Genomic DNA, 16,572 nt, shown 5'->3' with positions numbered 1-16,572 from the left:
CCGGGAGGGCCGGCGGCGCGGGCAGGGGCCGGGGAGCTGCACAGCACCCGCAACGGCTGCTGTGTTCCCTCCGTCGGCCATCACCACTTAAGTCATCGCGTGACCTCGCGGAGCGTTACGCCCAATCTTCGTGGCCCGAGTCACATCCGCTCCGGATCGGGGGCCGTACGAGGGCCGCGGCGCGCCGTGCGCGCCCCTCCCGCACCCCGCCCGCAGCTGCGCCGCCGGACCCCCCGCGAGGTCCGGCGGCGGGCCGTCCGTGCGCACCGCGCCGCCGCGGGCGGCGCGCCCGGGCCGGGGCCTCCCCGGCCCGTCAGTGCTCGCGCGGCGCCGGGACGACCCGCTCCACCTCCGGATGAACCGTCAGCAGCTGGCGCATGGCGTTCTCGGCGCCCTGGGAGTCGTTGGCGGCGAGGGCCTCGACGATCCGGCCGTGGTGGGCCACGGAGGTCTCGCTCGGGCGGTCACAGGCGGTGGTGGAGCTGCCGGAGACCTGGAGCGCGGCGCAGACGATGCCGGACAGGTGCTCCAGCATGCGGTTGCCGGCGACCTGGATCAGCAGGGCGTGGAACTCGTTGTCGGCGCGGGAGAACGTGATCCCGTCGCCCTGGGCCAGGGCGTGGCCCATGATCTCGACCATGTCGGAGAGCCGCTGCTGGACGTCGGCGCGGCCGTGGCCGGCGGCGAGCCGGGCGGCGAGGGGCTCGATGGTCCAGCGGAGCTCGGTCAGCTCGCGCCGCTGGTCCTCGCGCTGCGGTCCGAAGGCGCGCCACTCGATGATGTCGGGGTCGAGCAGGTTCCAGTCGCTGACCGGGCGGACCCGGGTGCCGACGTTCGGGCGGGCGCTGACGAGGCCCTTTGCCTCCAGGACCCGCAGGGATTCGCGTACGACCGTGCGGGAGACCTCGAACCGCTGGCCGATCTCCTCGGGGACCAGCGGGCGGTCCGCACCGAGGTCGCCGGAGACGATCATCTGACCGAGCTGCTGGACGAGTTGGCCGTGCAGGCCACGGCCGCGGCTGCCGGCCGCGCGGCGGCCGACCCGGGCCAGGTCCACGTCGCCTCCGTCCCAGTGGGGCGGTCCGACGCGGTCCGTTCCGGCTGCTTCCGCGTAGGGGTAGCGGTCGAGTTCGCCCGGGCCGGCGAGGCCGGAGTCGGCATGGCGGGCGGCGGTCATCATGGTGTGCGCAAGGGTACTCACGAATCCTTTGTCGGCCGTGCTTCCGCACCCCTTGAGGTCTTTGGTGAAAAGCACACGAAAGGGTGATCGGTGCCACCTGCGCAATTGACGCCTTATCGTAAAGAAGCGGGCACATCCAGGGGAGTTGCGGTCTCGCAGGGTTGATCCGAACAAGTTCCGCCGCCGACTGATCACCAACGGACGCGACTGCGAAGACCTGTGAACCCATACGCACACAACAGGACGGCGAGGGACAACGCCAGGGCGGTTCCCACGGGTTGGGCCAGCACCCGGAAGGCCCCCAGTACGAGCCGGTCCGCCTCCGGCGGCCAGTGCGCCCAGGCCAGCCGGCGCAGCCGTGCGGCCACTCCGGAGGTGTCGTACGCGGACGGGCCCGCAAACGCCTTGCGCACCAGGGGGACCATCAGCACAGGGACCGCGACCACCGCCGCCAGTCCGGCGGTTGCGGAACGGAAGACCCCGGAGGCGAGCACCCCGGCCCACGCGCATCCGACCAGCAGCCCGGCCCAACTCGCCGCCGGGGACAGCAGCTCCCGGGGCACCCGGACCAGATCGGCGGCGAAGACCACGCGCAGCGCGGCCGCGTCGGCGAGGACGGCCAGGCCTCCGATGAACAGGGCGAGGGCGGCGCCGACCAGCAGTTTGGCCGTGAGCAGCCCGAGCCGCCGGGGGACGGTCCCGCGGTCGGCGGCGAGCGCGGGGTAGCGGTACTCCTCGCCGAAGGCCAGCGCACCGAGCAGCCCCGCCCCGAGCGCGGCGGGCGGCAGCGGCAGGTACTCCGGCCAGGCCGCCAGCAGCCGCGGCTGCGCCAGTCCTCCGGAGCGGGCCACCAGTAGGGCGAGCAGCACGGACAGGACCACGGAGGCCGCGGTCACCACGGCCGCGGTGCGCGTTCCGGCGAGCCGGCGCAGCTCGTACCGGAAGGGCCGCAGCGGCCCGCCGACCCGGCGCACCGCGGAGACCGGTCCGGCGCTCCCGGACGGCCGCGGCAGCGCCCCGGCCCGGTGCGCCCGCCGGCCGGTCCGGGGGCCCGCGGCCAGCGCCGCGGTTCCGGGCTCGGCGGCCGGCCGGGGGACGGACACGGGGCCGGAGTCCCCGGTCTCGTCCGCAAGCTGGTGGACGAGGACCCCGTTGAGGAAGGCGGTCTCCCCGATCTCCGCGCAGCTGCTGCCGTACACGGAGAGCCGGTTGCCGCCCTCCTCGACCACCTCCACGGACCGCTGGGCGGCCCGGGCCTCGCGGCCGAGCAGGGCCGCCAGCCGCGGCGCGTGCGGAGTGCGCACGGCCACCCGCGGGCGCAGCCGGGTACGCGCGAAGTCCGCGGCCTCCTGGTCCGCGACGAGCCGCCCCTTGTCGATGCACACGACGCGGTCGGCGTTGCGGGCGGCCTCCTTGGCATCGTCCGTGGTGAAGAGCACGGCGCCGCCGAGTTCGGCATGGCTGCGCAGCAGCCCGTGCAGCCAGCTCTGCTCCCGGGCCGAGAGCCCTGCCGCGGGCTCGTCGAGCAGCAGGGTGCAGGGATCCGCGAGCAGCGCGGCGGCCAGTCCCAGCCGCCGGTCCATGCCTGCGGACAAGGTGCCGAGCCGCTGGTCGCGCAGCCCGGCCATGCCGACCACGTCGAGCATCTCGTCGGCCCGGGAGGCCGGCACGCCGACTGCGGCGCACAGCATCCGCAGCTGGCCGCGCACGGTCCGGGCCGGATGCCCGGGCACGTCGCCCAGCAGGACGCCGACCTCCCGGGAAGGGTGGGCGATCCGGTGCAGCGGGCGGCCGCGGAAGTACGTGACACCGCGGCCCGCCTCCAGCTCCAGCATCAGCCGGAGGGCGGTGGTCTTGCCCGAACCCGGATCACCGAGCAGGGCGGTCACCCTCCCGGGCCGTGCCTCGAACGTGAGGTCGTCCACGGCGGGCGGGAGGTCTCTGCGGGGGGCACTGGTCAGTCCGATGGCCTGGAGCATCGCTTCTCTCGCGGGGGTGAGACCGCTCTGCGGCGCGGCGAATACCACAGGAAGATAACGCGATATGTCCGATTTTTGGCGTAACTTGGCCCGCTGCCGCGCCGGATGTCAGCCCATCAGACCGCGGCCGGCGGTCAGACCTCGGGCCGCAGCATCGGCGGGTTGAGCAGGGTGGCCCCGCCCGCCCGGAAGAGCTGGGCCGGCCGGCCGCCCTGCCGGGTGGTGGTACCGCCCGCCGGGACCAGGAAGCCCGGGGTCCCGGTCACCTTGCGGTGGAAGTTGCGCGGGTCGAGCGCCACCCCCCACACCGCCTCGTACACCCGGCGCAGCTCGCCCACGGTGAACTCGGGCGGGCAGAAGGCGGTGGCGAGCGAGGAGTACTCGATCTTCGAGCGGGCCCGCTCGACCCCGTCCGCGAGGATGCGCGCGTGGTCGAAGGCCAGGGCCGCGGAGCCCTCGGCGTCCCGGTCGAACCCGCCCTCGGCGTCGAGGAGTTCGTCCACCGGCGCCCATCGGGCACTGTTGGCGTCACCGCCCGCCCGGGGGGCCGGGAGGTCGGGGGCGAGGACGAGGTGGGCCACGCTGACGACCCGCATCCGCGGGTCCCGCTTGGGATCTCCGTAGGTCGCGAGCTGTTCGAGGTGCGCCCCGTTTCCGACTCCGGGCTCGGCGGGGTCGTGGGCGCACAGCCCCGTCTCCTCGGCGAGCTCCCGTGCGGCGGCGGCCGTAAGGTCCTCCTCGCCGCGGACGAAGCCGCCCGGCAGCGCCCAGCGCCCCTGGAACGGCTGCTCGCCCCGGCGGACCACCAGCGCGCAGAGCGCGTGGCGCCGCACGGTGAGCACGACCAGGTCGACGGTGACAGCAAAGGGCGGGAAGGCCGACGGGTCGTAGGGCATGACGCGATCATAGTCGTCTGCCTGACGATAAACAGTCCTTTGGTGATCCTCTTCAAAAGGCACCGTGTGCTCCTAGACACCCAGCTGCAGCGCATCTGCGGCCTCCTCGACCATTCCGAGGCCGAGCCGGCTGACGCGCACCGCGAACGGTTCTCCGGCCACCCGCAGCCCCGAGAGCCGGACCTCGCCCAGGGGGGCGCCGGCGAACGGGGACAGGGTGACCGTCCCGGCGGCCGCGTCCGGCCGGATCCCCGCCAGCGCGGCGACCACGTGGATGCCCGCGGCAGCCGCCACCGCGGCCGGCCGGCAGGCCGCCGGATGCGGCAGCGGAGCGCTGCCCGCCGTGCGCTGGGCGGCCCCGTACATCTCGGGAAGCCGGTGGCCGAAGAGCTCCGCGGCGTCCAGGAAGCCGTGCAGCAGGGTCCCGGCCTCCTTCTCGAAGCCGGCCGCGGCCAGTCCGACCACGGCCACGGCCGTCTCGTGCACCCGCACCGCCCCGGACCGGTGCCCGAAGGGGTTGTGCCCGGCCTCCTTGGCCCCCAGGCTGCGCAGGCCCCAGCCGCAGTCCATGGCGGGGGCGCCGACGAGCCGGGCGAGGTGCTCGGTGCGCACGCCGTCGAGGAGGCCTTCGGCGGCCCGGCCGCCGCCCAGCAGTCCGGTGTCCAGGAGGTGGGCGGCGGCCCCGCTCAGGTGGGCTGCGGGCCGGCCGTCGGGATGGAGGGCCGCTGCGGGCCGACCCCCCGAGGGGTCGTCGATCCAGAAGGCCTCCCGGAAGCGCTTGCGCTGTGCCGCCGCCCACTCCCGCAGCTCCGCGGCTCCCGGCCGGCCGCATTCCTCCAGCAGTTCGGCTCCGAGCAGGGCCGCGCGGTGGGCATGGGCCTGGGTCTCGCAGCGGCGCGGACCGTCAGGCGGATCGGCGAGCAGCTCCTCGTCCGAGGCCTTGCGCAGCCAGCCGAGGCACCGCTCGGCGGCGGGCAGCAGCGCGGCCACCTCCTTCTCCGGCATCCCCCACCGCCTGGCCTCGGCCAGCACCACCGGGAAGGCGAGGGTGGCCTCGGTGCCGGTGCAGCCCGGCGGCAACCGGTGCCCGCCGCCGCGCAGCGGGCCGGGGATCATCCCGGCGTCCGCGCCCCGGCCCCCGGTCTGGGTCCGGGCCAGGGTCCGCAGGGTGGCTGCGGCCAGGCCGGTGCCGAGGGGCAGGGCCATCCGCGCCGCCCAGAGGGACTCGGCCGGGGCGAGGCCGCAGCGCCAGGGCACCCCGGCCGCGGCGAAGGCGCCCGCCGGCTCCTCCGGATCGCGCAGGAGCAGGGCCCGCAGGTCGTCGAGGCTCGTGCGGAAGAGGGCCTCGACGCGGGGGTCGTCCCCTTCGGCCGTGGCGGCCGCCAGGATCCCGGAGGGCGGGCCGAACGGAAGGCGCGGGGCCCGCTCCTGGGCCGTGCGCAGCTCGATGGTCCGGGCCTCGCCGGGGGCCAGGTCGAGCTCCCAGCGCAGCAGGCCCACGGCGGCGAGGACGTCGTCGGGTGCGGGCTCCGCGGTGGTGACGGACTGGGCGCCGGCGGTGCTCCAGCGCAGTCCGCCGGCGTGCACCGCGGCCGGCAGGTCCGGTCCGGTGCAGCCGGAGGCGACGGCGCCGAGTTCGGCGAGGTCGGTGCCGAGGGAGATCTCGACGGGGAGCCGCAGCCGGCGGGCCGCGTGGCTGCGCAGGGTGATCCGCTCGGTGCCGTCGGCCTGGCGGACCCGGTCCACGGTGATGTCGGGATCGGGGCCGGGGTCGGCTCCGGTGCGCACGGTGGCGGTGAAGGCCGCCCGGTCGGCGCCGAGGCTGCGGCCCTGCACGGCGACCGGGTCACGGCCGGCGATCCGCAGCAGGCAGCGGGAGAGGAGTCTGCGGCCGGCGCGGTAGATGCCGTCGAGCCCGCGCCCCGTGAGCTGCCCGTGCTCCGGGGAGATGGCAAGGCAGGGGGCCGCGACGCAGATGACCGCGGCGTGCACGGGCGGGAGTTCGGCGACGGGCCGCCGGGGCGGGCCGCCGCGGGGGGCGGGGGCGTGGCCGCCGGCCTGCGGCTCGGAGGGGGGTCTGCGGGCGGGGGGAACGGGGTGGGGCATGCGTCGCCTTGTCTGCGCTCCGGACGGTTCGGCTGGGCGGCGGCGCGGCACTGCGCCCTGCACCACAGAGCTGAACGCGCGGGCGGTGGGCCGGGTCACGGGCCAGGCGCGGGCCCGGCGCCGGGTCATTCCGCACCCCCGGTGGTGCGGTGGTGCGGACGGCGTGCGGGCCGGGGCCTGCGGCCGCCCGGTGCGCCGGTCCGGGGCCTGGTCCGGGGACCGGTGGGGGCCGCGCCGCTGCGGGGGCGCACCCGGACTTCGGGCTCGGCCTGCGGTTCCCGGCGGCTGCGTTCCTGGCGCAGGCACTGCCGCAGGGTCTCCGGGTCGATCTGGGCGTTGCAGGCGTGGTGCAGCAGCTCGGCGAAGCTGTACTCGGGGTCGATCCGCAGGGCGAGGGAGAGGGCGACGCGGGCGTACGGCTCGTCGCCGGTGGACCAGGCGACCCAGCCGGCCAGGCTCAGCGGAGCCGCCGCGTGCTCCTCGTAGCCCGCGACGCAGCGCCGGGCGAGGGCGCGCCACAGGCGCAGCGCGGGGTGGGCCTCCGGGCCTTCCATCCACTCGGCCGCGACGTCGCGGGTTTCGCGGTCCTGGAGGCCCAGGATGATCGTGGCCGCCTCGGCTTCGTCGATCAGCGCGTCGTCCCAGTCGTCGGCGGCCGGCCCGCAGTCGCCCGGCGGTGCCTCCGCGAGCCGCCGCAGCACCGTGCGGACCACGGCGACGGTCTCTTCGCGGACCTGCGCCTTCGTCGTGCCCTCCAGCATGCGGGGCAGCAGCCGGGCGGTGGCCCGGTCGAGGGCCTGCCCCTGCGCGGCGGCGGTCGGTCCCCGCAGGGGTGCGAGCCTCGCTTCCAGCTCCCGCTGGGTGCCGCGCATGCGGATGCCCGCGAAGGTGGCGGCCGCGGCCATCACCGTGGTGCCGGGAAGGGCCAGGGGGGTGCCCTCCGGCGGGCAGCAGCGCCGGTCGGGGCAGCAGTAGCTCCACTGGCGGCCGGCCGAGATGCAGATCGCTTCGAGGACGGGCACCTCCAGTGCGCCGCAGGCGATCCGCACCTTCTGCGCCAGGGGCCGCAGCGCGGCCATGACCTGCTGCCCGGTCTCGCCCGGGCCGGGCTCCCGGCAGAGGAACAGGATGATGCCGTCGGGGCGGCCCTCGCGGCGCACGCTGCCGTCGACGAGGCAGTCCGCCACCTGTGCGGCGAGGTCCTCCCACTCCCCCGGTCCCCGGGGAATGCCGACGCGCAGCCGGCCGCCGAAGCGGCCGCTCGCGCCGTAGACGGAAACGAGCACCAGCGAGTTGTCCGGATGGAACCCCACCACGTACGGCAGGGCGTCCGCGAGCTCGCCGGGGCTGCGCAGGGTGATCTGGTCTGCGGGGACGGGCCCTGTGAATGCGTTGTGTCGAGTCATGGCCCGACGGTCCCGCGGATCCGAATTCCGCGAAAGGCCTGTGGATAAAGTTATCCACAGGTCAGCGGGCGCATTCGCGCGATGTCGGAGGCATCGGGTTGCATGGGGGCATGAACGCAGACCTCAGGGCCTCGGCCGACTCCGTACTCGCCCGCCTCGTCGGGGACACCACGGGCACTGCGCGGCTGCGCGAGGACCAGTGGCGTGCGATCGAGGCCCTCGTCGCGGACAAGCGGCGGGCGCTCGTCGTGCAGCGCACGGGATGGGGCAAGTCGGCGGTGTACTTCGTGGCGACCTCGCTGCTGCGCGCGGCCGGCAGCGGGCCCACCGTGATCGTCTCCCCGCTCCTCGCGCTGATGCGCAACCAGGTGGATGCGGCCGCCCGGGCCGGGATCCGTGCCCGGACCATCAACTCGTCCAACCCGGAGGAGTGGGAGTCGATCCAGGGCGAGGTGGCGGCGGGCGAGGTCGACGTGCTGCTGGTGAGTCCCGAACGGCTGAACAACCCCGAGTTCCGCGATCAGGTGCTCCCGAAGCTGGCGGCGGCGACCGGCCTGCTCGTGGTCGACGAGGCGCACTGCATTTCGGACTGGGGCCACGACTTCCGCCCCGACTACCGGCGGCTGCGCACGATGCTCGCCGATCTGCCGCCGGGGGTACCGGTCCTCGCGACGACGGCGACGGCCAACGCCCGGGTCACCGCGGACGTGGCGGAGCAGCTGGGCACGGGCGCCGGGACGGACGCCCTGGTCCTGCGGGGCCCGCTGGACCGGGAGAGCCTGAGCCTGTCGGTGCTGCGGCTGCCGGATGCCGCGCACCGGCTGGCGTGGCTCGCCGACCACCTCGACGAGCTGCCGGGCTCCGGCATCGTGTACACCCTCACGGTGGCCGCCGCCGAGGAGGTGACGGCGTACCTGCGGCACCGGGGGCACGTGGTCGCGTCGTACACGGGCAAGACGGAGAATGCGGACCGGGAGCAGGCGGAGGAGGACCTCCAGGCCAACAGGGTCAAGGCGCTGATCGCCACGTCCGCCCTGGGCATGGGCTTCGACAAGCCGGACCTGGGCTTCGTGGTGCACCTGGGCTCGCCCTCCTCCCCCATCGCGTACTACCAGCAGGTCGGCCGGGCGGGCCGCGGGGTGGAGCACGCCGAGGTGCTGCTGCTGCCGGGCAAGGAGGACGAGGCGATCTGGCAGTACTTCGCCTCGGTCGCCTTCCCTCCGGAGGAGCTGGTCCGCAGGACCCTGGACGTGCTGGCCGGGGCGGGGCGGCCGATGTCGCTGCCGGCCCTCGAACCGCTCGTGGACCTGCGGCGCACCCGCCTGGAGTCGATGCTCAAGGTGCTGGACGTCGACGGGGCGGTGCACCGGGTCAAGGGCGGCTGGACGGCCACCGGCGAGCCGTGGGTGTACGACGCGGAGCGCTACGCCTGGGTGGCCCGGCAGCGGGCGGCGGAGCAGCAGGCCATGCGGGAGTACGCGGCGGGCACCGGCTGCCGGATGGAGTTCCTGCGCCGGCAGCTGGACGACGAGGGCGCGAGCCCCTGCGGACGCTGCGACAACTGCGCCGGCGCCCGGTACACGGCGGAGGTGGCGGAGGGTTCACTGGCCACGGCCCGCGGGGAGCTGGGCCGGCCGGGCGTGGAGCTCGAGCCGCGCCGGATGTGGCCGACCGGTCTGGCCGCGGTCGGGGTGGACCTCAAGGGCCGGATCCCCGCGGGCGAACAGGCCTCCACCGGGCGGGCGCTGGGCCGCCTGTCGGACATCGGCTGGGGCAACCGCCTGCGTCCGCTGCTGTCCGCACAGACTTCCGACCAGCCGGTTCCGGACGATGTTGCCAAGGCGGTGGTGGACGTGCTCGCCGACTGGGCGCGCGGGCCGGGCGGTTGGGCCTCGGGGGCGGCGGACGCCCCGGAGCGGCCGGTGGGCGTGGTCACGGTGGCTTCGCAGACCCGGCCGGTGCTGATCGGGTCGCTCGCGGCGCGGATCGCGGAGGTCGGCCGGATGCCGCTGCTGGGCGGGCTCGTGTACGGGGCGGAGGTGCCCGGATACGGGCTGCCGTCGTCGAACAGCGCCCAGCGGGTACGGGCGCTGCACGAGGTGCTGGCGGTCCCTCGGGAACTCGCGGCGGCGCTCGAGCGGAATCCGGGGCCGGTCCTCCTGGTCGACGACCGCTCGGAGAGTGGCTGGACCCTTGCCGTGGCAGCACGGCTGCTTCGCCGCGCAGGCGCAAAGGAGGTGTTTCCGCTGGTCCTTGCGGTTCAGCCGTAGCCCGATGAGTCGGCCGCGGCGCAGCGGGGCAAGGATATGAACGGCATACCGGCCGAATCCGGTCGGTCGAGCCAATTGCTCGTTGCCGCACGCTGACGGGCCACGCAAGAATTGGGGTGCTCCCGCACGGCTCGTCGGCACTGTCACACGGCCGCGCCGTGGCGCGCCGTCACTCAGCCGTGCCCGCATCGGGCGTGCAGCCGAAGGGAGGACCGTGGCCTTCGGATTCGCTCCGCCCTCAGCCGGCTCGATATCCGGGTCCGCCAGCACCGCCGCCCGCCACGGAAGGCTGCTGGAGCCTTCGGAATGGGCCGCTGCCGGGATCCCGCTCCTCCGCAATCCGCGCGAGGTGGTCAGCGGCCTCCACGCCCGGCACGAGCCGGGGCTGTCGACCGCCGTGATCGCCGTGCTCGGCCCGGAGGAACGCCTCGTCGCCAGTGCCTCCTTCACCCAGCGGACCGCGTCCACGGACGGCTGGGAGTACCGCAACGCACTGCTGTCCCGGCTGCGCCGGGTCATCCCGCACGACCTGCGCCGGCGCACCCCGGCACGGACCGCGGTGCTGCTGTACTGCCGCGACGGGGACGAGCGGTGGACCGAGGAGGACGGCGCCTGGATGTGGGGACTGCGCGACGCCTGCACCCTGCACGGGCTGCGCTGCGGTGCGTACATCACGCTCACCCGGGGCGGCTGGCAGGTCCTGGGCGAGGGCCGCGGAGGCCGTCACCCCGGACTGGGTTCGGGTCCGGTGCGCCTGGGCGACACCGGACTTGACGCTGCGTCACTCACCCCTCGTACCGGCGGCGGTGCCGTGGAGGCGCTGCGCCGTACGGCGGCCCGCTGAGACGGCGCCGGGCCGGGCGGTCCCGCCACTGGGAGGCGGCGGGACCACAGAGCGTCAGACCGTCGTGCCCAGTACGGAGTTGATCTGCTGCGGGTCACCGCACACGATCAGCAGCGCGGCGGCCCGGCCGAGGGCGGCCGGCAGGGCGCGGGCGATGTCCTCGGGCGCACCGCCGTTGGCGGCGAACACGACGACCGGACGGGCGGTGGCGCGCCCGGCCTGCCCGGCGTCCGCGTAGAACACGTCGTCCCCGGCCGCGTGCTGAGCCCAGTAGGACTCCTCGCCGAAGGACAGCTCGTGGGCGGCCCACGGGTGCGGGTCGCCGGTGGTCAGGACCAGGACGTCACCGGGCGCACGCCCGGCGTCCAGCAGCAGGTCGACGGCTTCCTCGGCCGCATCCAGCGCACCTTCGGCCGAGGCCGGGATCAGCTGGATCTGCGGCACGGCGGCCGAGACCGAGGGGGTGGAGGCCACGGGCTGCTGCGGCACGCGCGGAGCCGGCGGGGTGGGCCTGGGGGCGGCGCCCGCGCGGTTCACCGCTGCGGGGGAAGGACCGGGGCGACCGGGCCGCGGGACGGCGGCGGGACGCGGACCAGGAACGGGGCGAGGGGTCTGTGCGACCCGGCCGGGGGCCGGAGTGACGCGGGGACCCTGGGCACTCTCGTGAATCTGAGGCTCCTCGGGGATGAGAGGCATGAGTGTTGTCTATCAAACGCCGGTACGAGTCCTACCAGCGGGTGGTACATGCGTGCGATCAGAAATCGAAGCCGAGTTGGCCTCCGTTTTCCAGTTCCAGCAATTCCTCGCTCCTGCGGACCTTCTTGAGGTGCTGCCACCGGGGCAGACCGTCGAGGTAGGCCCAGGAGAGCCGGTGGTACGGGGTGGGCCCCCGTTCCTCCAGCGCCGCGCGGTGCACCGGCGAGGGATAGCCGGCGTTGGCCGCGAAGGCGAAGTCTTCGATACCGGGGCCGAGTTCGGCCATCATCCGGTCGCGCCGCACCTTGGCGATCACCGAGGCCGCAGCCACGGCGATGCAGGAGCGGTCGCCCTTGATCACCGTGCGCACCTGCCAGGGCGCGCCGAGGTAGTCGTGCTTGCCGTCGAGGATCACCGCGTCGGGCCGCACCGGAAGGGCTTCCAGGGCGCGGACTGCGGCGAGCCGCAGGGCGGCGGTCATGCCGAGCTCGTCGATCTCCTCGGGCGAGGCCTCTCCGAGGGCGTAGGCGGTGACCCACTTCTCCAGGACCTCGGCCAGGGCGTCGCGCCGCTTGGGGGTGAGCAGCTTGGAGTCGGTGAGCCCTTCGGGGGGACGCCGCAGGCCGGTGATCGCCGCGCACACGGTGACGGGACCGGCCCACGCTCCCCGTCCGACCTCGTCGACCCCGGCGATGATCTTGGCGCCGGTGGTTGCGCGGAGGGAGCGCTCGACGGTGTGAGTGGGTGCTTCGTAGGGCATGGCGCCAGCAAGGTTACGCCGCTCCGGGCCGCCCGCGACACCCCGGGCGGCACCCCTCTCGCGGACTGGGCGGTACCGGATCGCCCGGAGTGTCACACTCCGCTCCGGCGCACGACACGCGTTCGCACCAGCACACCGAAAACGATCCCAGACGGGCGCCCGAAAGAGGCCTGTCTCGGCCAAAGGAGCACAAAAGCGCGACGCACGGGCCACCCGGACATCGCGTATGCGAAGCTCCCGCGATCAGCAGGCCACTCGGTCGCCTACTGCCGCGGAACCTCCGATTTCCTCACAGTCCCCGGTTCAGACGGCGTCCGGCACCCAGTCCGGCAGCTCCTCCGTCTGCTCCAGCCACTCGGCCGGCACGGTCTGCACCCCGCGCCCGCCGAGCACCCCGCCGACGATCGCGCAGGTCGTGTCCACGTCCCCGCCGACCTGTGCGGTGGTCCAGAAGGCCCCCTCGAAGTCGCCGAGGCTGCGCGCCGCCGACCACAGGGCGAAGGGCACCGTGTCGTGCGCGCTGGTCCGCCGTCCGCAGCCCAGCACCGCCGCCACGGTCGTCGCGTCGCTGTAGTCGAGCATGTCGCGGGCCCGGCGCAGTCCGGCTCCGACCGCACTGCGCGGCACGAGTCCGATCACGCCGTCCAGCAGGGCCTCCGGAGCGGGCGGTCCGGCCGGGTCCGCGGCCAGCGCGGCGGCTGCGGCCACCGCCATCGCCCCGCACACGGCCTCGCGGTGCTGGTGCGTCGGGTAGGCCGAGATCTCGGCCTGGTGCGTGGCCTGCTCGGGATCGTCCGCGTACCAGGCACCGAGCGGGGCGATGCGCATCGCGGCGCCGTTGCCCCAGGATCCCTGGCCGTTGAACAGCGCGGCGGACAGCTCGCGCCAGTCCTCGCCCTCCCGGATCAGGCGGAGCATCCGGTTCACGGCGGGGCCGTAGCCGCGGTCGAAGTCGTGGTGCTCGGCGAAGGAGCCGGCCAGGGCGTCCTGGTCGATCCGGCCGTGCCCGGCGAGCACGGCCAGCACGGAGCAGGCCATCTCGGTGTCGTCGGTCCACTGCCAGGGGCCGGCGGGCAGCTCCCGCCGCTTGAGCAGGGGGTAGTTGGCGGGGACGAAGAACTGGGAGCCCAGGGCGTCACCCACCGCCAGGCCGCGCAGGCTGGCCAGGGCGCGTGCGTAGCGCCGGTCGGGAGAGGAGTCAGGGGTCATCGCGGGCAACTCTAGCCGTCCAGGTCGTAGGGCCGGGGTGTGGTCCACTGCTCGAAGGGCCGGTCGAGCCGGTAGCGCCCGTCCTCTCCCAGGAGCAGCATCCGGAAGTCCCCGTTCCCGGGGTTCGACAGGCACTCGAACTCGGCCACCGACCAGTGGAACCAGCGCATGCAGAACAGCCGCATGGTCAGGCCGTGCGTGACCAGCAGGACGTTGGGCGGATGGTCCGGCGCCTCGAAACTGCGGTAGAGGCTCTCCAGGAAGGCTCCCACCCGGTCGTAGACGTCCGCCCCGGACTCACCCTGCGCGAAGCGGTAGAAGAAGTGCCCGTACGCGTCCCGGTAGGCCTTCTGCAGCCGTACGTCCTCCCGGTCCTGCCAGTTCCCCCAGTCCTGCTCGCGCAGCCGGGGCTCCTCGCGGACCCGCACCCGGGAGGGCTCCAGCCGCAGTTCCCGGAAGGTCTCCAGCGTGCGGCGGTACGGGGAGACGTACGCGCTGATCCGCTCCTCGCCGAACAGCGCGCGCAGGCCCTCGCCCGCGGTCGCGGCCTGGGCGCGCCCGGACCCGGTGAGCCTCAGGGCGTGGTCGGGCTCCCGCTCGTACACCGTGTCGTCGACGTTGCCCTCCGATTCCCCGTGCCGGAGGAGGACGATGCGCCTGGGTCTGGCCATGGTCCGACCCTAGAACGCCGCGCGCCCGTGCGAACGGAACCCGGGCGGTCGGCGGGGGTGGCGGCGGTCCGACCCGGGCATCCCGGTCAGACCGTCCAGGCGCGTTCGAGGTCGATGACGTCGCCGGTGAGCGCCTCGATGTCGGCCTCGGTCTGGGCCCGCAGGGACAGCCGCTCGATGCGCTCCTCGCGGTACTTGCCGTGCTCCGCCTCCGAGTCCCACATCGAAAGGATCATGAATTCCCGCCCGGGCGCCTCGCCGAACAGCCCGCGCAGCATCCCGGGGGACCCCGCCATCGCCGGGTTCCACACCTTCTCCTGCATCAGCGCGAAGTGGTCGAGCCGGCCCTCGCGGACGCGGCAGTGCGCGACCCGCAGCACGTCCGCATCGGCGAACTGCGGCTGGAAGCCGGTCTTCACGTCGAAGCGGTGGTCGAACAGGGTGACGCGGCCATGGGTGAACGTGCCGTGCTGGGCCGCCGCCAGGCGGTCGTGGGAGCGCGCCATGAAGGAGTCGTAGAACGACCGGCTCTCCCAGAAGGCGAAGACGTGCGCGACCCCCTGCCGGCTCCTGCTCCAGCCGCCGCCCTGCCCCCGGAAACCCGGCTCGCCCGGCAGCCCTGCCCATTTCCGCTGTCCGCGCTCGAACCCCCGGCGGTCCACCACCGTGCAGCGAATCCACTTGACCAGCACCGCGCCATCGTACGGGGATCGGCGCGGCCGCGGTCAGAGTCCGGGCCAGTAGGTGCGAAGCAGTTGCACCGCGTCCGCCTCCGGCAGCCGGATCCCGAACTCCCGGTCGAGCAGCCCGATCACATCATCGGATGCCACGGTGTCGCGCTCGGCCCGCCACCCGGGCAGGAACCGGACCAGTTCGCCGTCCACCAGCGCGGTGCGCTGCTCCGCCGCCGAGCGCATGGCCACGGCCCGCCCGGTGAAGAACGACCGCGGGTGGGTGGCGCTGTAGTGGTTCATGAGCTCGAAGTCGACCGGGTGAAGGCGCTGCGGTGCGAAGGCGTAGAGGTCCCGCCAGCCCTCCTCGTCCCGCAGCGAGCGCAGCACGAGGACCCCCTCGTCCTCCCGGGCGACGGCGTAGGCCCACTCCCCCTGCCGCACCTCGGTACCGGGCTCCAGGGGCACGGGCTCCAGCGGCCCCTGGGCGCCGAAGCCGGCGTCCGCCAGCCAGGGCAGCCCGTCCACGGTGACCACGAGGACGGCGTGGGTCACCGGCAGCAGGCTGTCCCCGCGGGTGCGGTTGCGGGCGCCCCGGCCCGCCACCTCGAAGCCGATGCGCTCCAGGGCGGCGGCGAGCAGGGAGTTCTGCTCGTAGCAGTAGCCGCCGCGGGGCTGCCGTACGAGCTTGTCCTCCAGGCTCTTGACGTCGAGCGGGATGCGCCGTCCCAGGGCGACGTCGAGGTTCTCGAAGGGGATGGACCGGGTGTGACGGCGGTGTACTTCCTTCAACGTCTCCAGGTCAGGCCGGAGTTCCCCGGAATAGCCGATCCTCGCGAGATAGGCGTCGAGATCGAGCGCGTCACCGTTCCACATGTGTCCCCCGTACGGTTTCCAGGAGGCGGGGTCTGCCGCCCGCCCGGCCACATCATGCCCCGGCCGCGACCCGGACGCCCCCGAGTAAGTCCCGGCCCGGCCCGGCAAAGCCCCGGTCAGGACCCGGTCAGGACCCGGTCAGGACCCGGCGGGCAGCAGCCGCGGGGCCAGCGGCTCCCAGCGCACGGGCACACCGCGCATCAGCAGGGCGCTGTCGAGCTGCGCGCTGCCGGGCGGGAAGCGCTCGGGGTCCTCGAAGAAGGACGAGGAGGCCGAGTCCAGCACCGCCGCCTCCACGCGCCAGGCGTCGGTCCGCAGCCTCATGCCGTCGAGACGGCGGCCCGAGCGGTCGGGCGAGTACCCGGCGGAGCCCTGCCGGAAGAACTCCGAGGCCTCCTCCAGGCTGCCGAACAGCTCGCTGCCGTGCAGCTCCGGGACCGGCCGGGCGGTCACGCGCACGCGCGTCGAGCCGTCCCGCGTCTCGTAGCCGACCCGCAGCTCGCCCTCGGTCTCCGCCACCTCGAACACGGCGGAGCCGTGCGCCCCGGGGAACACCCGGCCGCCCGCCAGCACGTTCAGGCGGGAGCCGCTGTCGCGCCGCGGGATGTAGACCCCGGTCCCCTCACCGTCCTCGGCGTCCTCGTCGTCCCAGGTCACAGCAATGCGGTGGGCGGCGTTCTCGCTGCGCACCCCGGTGCCCGCGGGCGCCCAGACGGGCCGGGTGCTCCCCAACCTGAGCAGGCAGATCCCCGCCACGGCCCAGCCGTTGACGAGCTGCGGCCGGAGCCCGGCCGGCAGCAGCGCGGCGGCTGCGGCCGGGTCCACGCGGTAGTTCACCAGGAGCCGGCGCTCGATCACGCTCGACAGACGTGGACTGATCATGGCGCGTTCTCCCCTGTGCACACCGGTGGTCCGCACTCATGTAAGCACGGCGAAGGGGACCGGCCCGAGGCCGGTCCCCTTCGTGAGCTGCTGGTCAGCCACCTGCGCGGGCCACGCCGGACATCA

General features: G+C 74.5%; 14 protein-coding genes. 2 read left to right on the top strand and 12 right to left on the bottom strand.

Annotated elements, in window-relative coordinates; genetic code table 11:
* Positions 1-313 precede the first annotated feature (313 nt).
* From ACZ407_RS14560 to ACZ407_RS14540, 5 genes are all read right to left on the bottom strand, one after another.
* Positions 314-1,255, bottom strand: coding sequence for a FadR/GntR family transcriptional regulator (locus tag ACZ407_RS14560; protein WP_468128400.1), 942 nt, complete (start codon positions 1,253-1,255; stop codon positions 314-316).
* A gap of 116 nt (positions 1,256-1,371) precedes the next feature.
* Positions 1,372-3,159, bottom strand: a complete 1,788-nt coding sequence (locus tag ACZ407_RS14555; protein WP_468128399.1) for an ATP-binding cassette domain-containing protein — start codon at positions 3,157-3,159, stop codon at positions 1,372-1,374.
* Between the two features lie 134 nt (positions 3,160-3,293).
* Positions 3,294-4,055, bottom strand: a complete 762-nt coding sequence (locus ACZ407_RS14550) for an NUDIX hydrolase (RefSeq protein WP_468128398.1) — start codon at positions 4,053-4,055, stop codon at positions 3,294-3,296.
* A 72-nt stretch (positions 4,056-4,127) separates the two neighbouring features.
* Complete coding sequence (locus ACZ407_RS14545) at positions 4,128-6,161, bottom strand: glycogen debranching N-terminal domain-containing protein (RefSeq protein ID WP_468128397.1); 2,034 nt, start codon at positions 6,159-6,161, stop codon at positions 4,128-4,130.
* 125 nt (positions 6,162-6,286) lie between these two features.
* Positions 6,287-7,567 carry a DUF4192 domain-containing protein gene (locus tag ACZ407_RS14540; protein WP_468128396.1) on the bottom strand — a complete coding sequence of 427 codons (1,281 nt, stop codon included), beginning with the start codon at positions 7,565-7,567 and terminating at the stop codon, positions 6,287-6,289.
* Positions 7,568-7,677: 110 nt separating this feature from the next.
* On the opposite strand from ACZ407_RS14540, the gene ACZ407_RS14535 reads away from it, so the two are divergent.
* Together ACZ407_RS14535 and ACZ407_RS14530 are read left to right on the top strand one after the other, a co-directional pair.
* A complete protein-coding gene (locus ACZ407_RS14535; RefSeq protein WP_468128395.1) occupies positions 7,678-9,837 on the top strand; it encodes a RecQ family ATP-dependent DNA helicase in 2,160 nt (719 codons plus the stop codon).
* 214 nt (positions 9,838-10,051) lie between these two features.
* Entirely contained in the window at positions 10,052-10,681 is a 630-nt protein-coding gene (locus ACZ407_RS14530; protein WP_468128394.1) for a hypothetical protein, read from the top strand.
* 54 nt (positions 10,682-10,735) lie between these two features.
* Here ACZ407_RS14530 and ACZ407_RS14525 read toward each other — a convergent pair whose 3' ends face one another.
* The 7 genes from ACZ407_RS14525 to ACZ407_RS14495 all read right to left on the bottom strand — a co-directional run bounded on the left by ACZ407_RS14525 (position 10,736) and on the right by ACZ407_RS14495 (position 16,446).
* A complete protein-coding gene (locus ACZ407_RS14525) occupies positions 10,736-11,377 on the bottom strand; it encodes a hypothetical protein (RefSeq protein ID WP_468128393.1) in 642 nt (213 codons plus the stop codon).
* 58 nt (positions 11,378-11,435) lie between these two features.
* Positions 11,436-12,137, bottom strand: coding sequence for a ribonuclease HII (locus ACZ407_RS14520; RefSeq protein WP_468128392.1), 702 nt, complete (start codon positions 12,135-12,137; stop codon positions 11,436-11,438).
* A 303-nt stretch (positions 12,138-12,440) separates the two neighbouring features.
* Positions 12,441-13,346 (bottom strand): ADP-ribosylglycohydrolase family protein, encoded by a 906-nt coding sequence (locus ACZ407_RS14515; protein WP_468128391.1) that lies wholly within the window; start codon positions 13,344-13,346, stop codon positions 12,441-12,443.
* Positions 13,347-13,357: 11 nt separating this feature from the next.
* Complete coding sequence (locus ACZ407_RS14510) at positions 13,358-14,017, bottom strand: histidine phosphatase family protein (RefSeq protein WP_468128390.1); 660 nt, start codon at positions 14,015-14,017, stop codon at positions 13,358-13,360.
* A gap of 86 nt (positions 14,018-14,103) precedes the next feature.
* Positions 14,104-14,709, bottom strand: a complete 606-nt coding sequence (locus ACZ407_RS14505; RefSeq protein ID WP_468128389.1) for a YdbC family protein — start codon at positions 14,707-14,709, stop codon at positions 14,104-14,106.
* Positions 14,710-14,742: 33 nt separating this feature from the next.
* Positions 14,743-15,564 (bottom strand): arylamine N-acetyltransferase family protein, encoded by an 822-nt coding sequence (locus ACZ407_RS14500; protein ID WP_468128388.1) that lies wholly within the window; start codon positions 15,562-15,564, stop codon positions 14,743-14,745.
* A gap of 138 nt (positions 15,565-15,702) precedes the next feature.
* Positions 15,703-16,446, bottom strand: a complete 744-nt coding sequence (locus ACZ407_RS14495) for a DUF2071 domain-containing protein (protein WP_468128387.1) — start codon at positions 16,444-16,446, stop codon at positions 15,703-15,705.
* Positions 16,447-16,572 lie beyond the last annotated feature (126 nt).

It is taken from the genome of Streptomyces sp. NPDC030809 (assembly GCF_055572195.1).
This window is presented reverse-complemented; position numbering and strand designations above follow the sequence as displayed.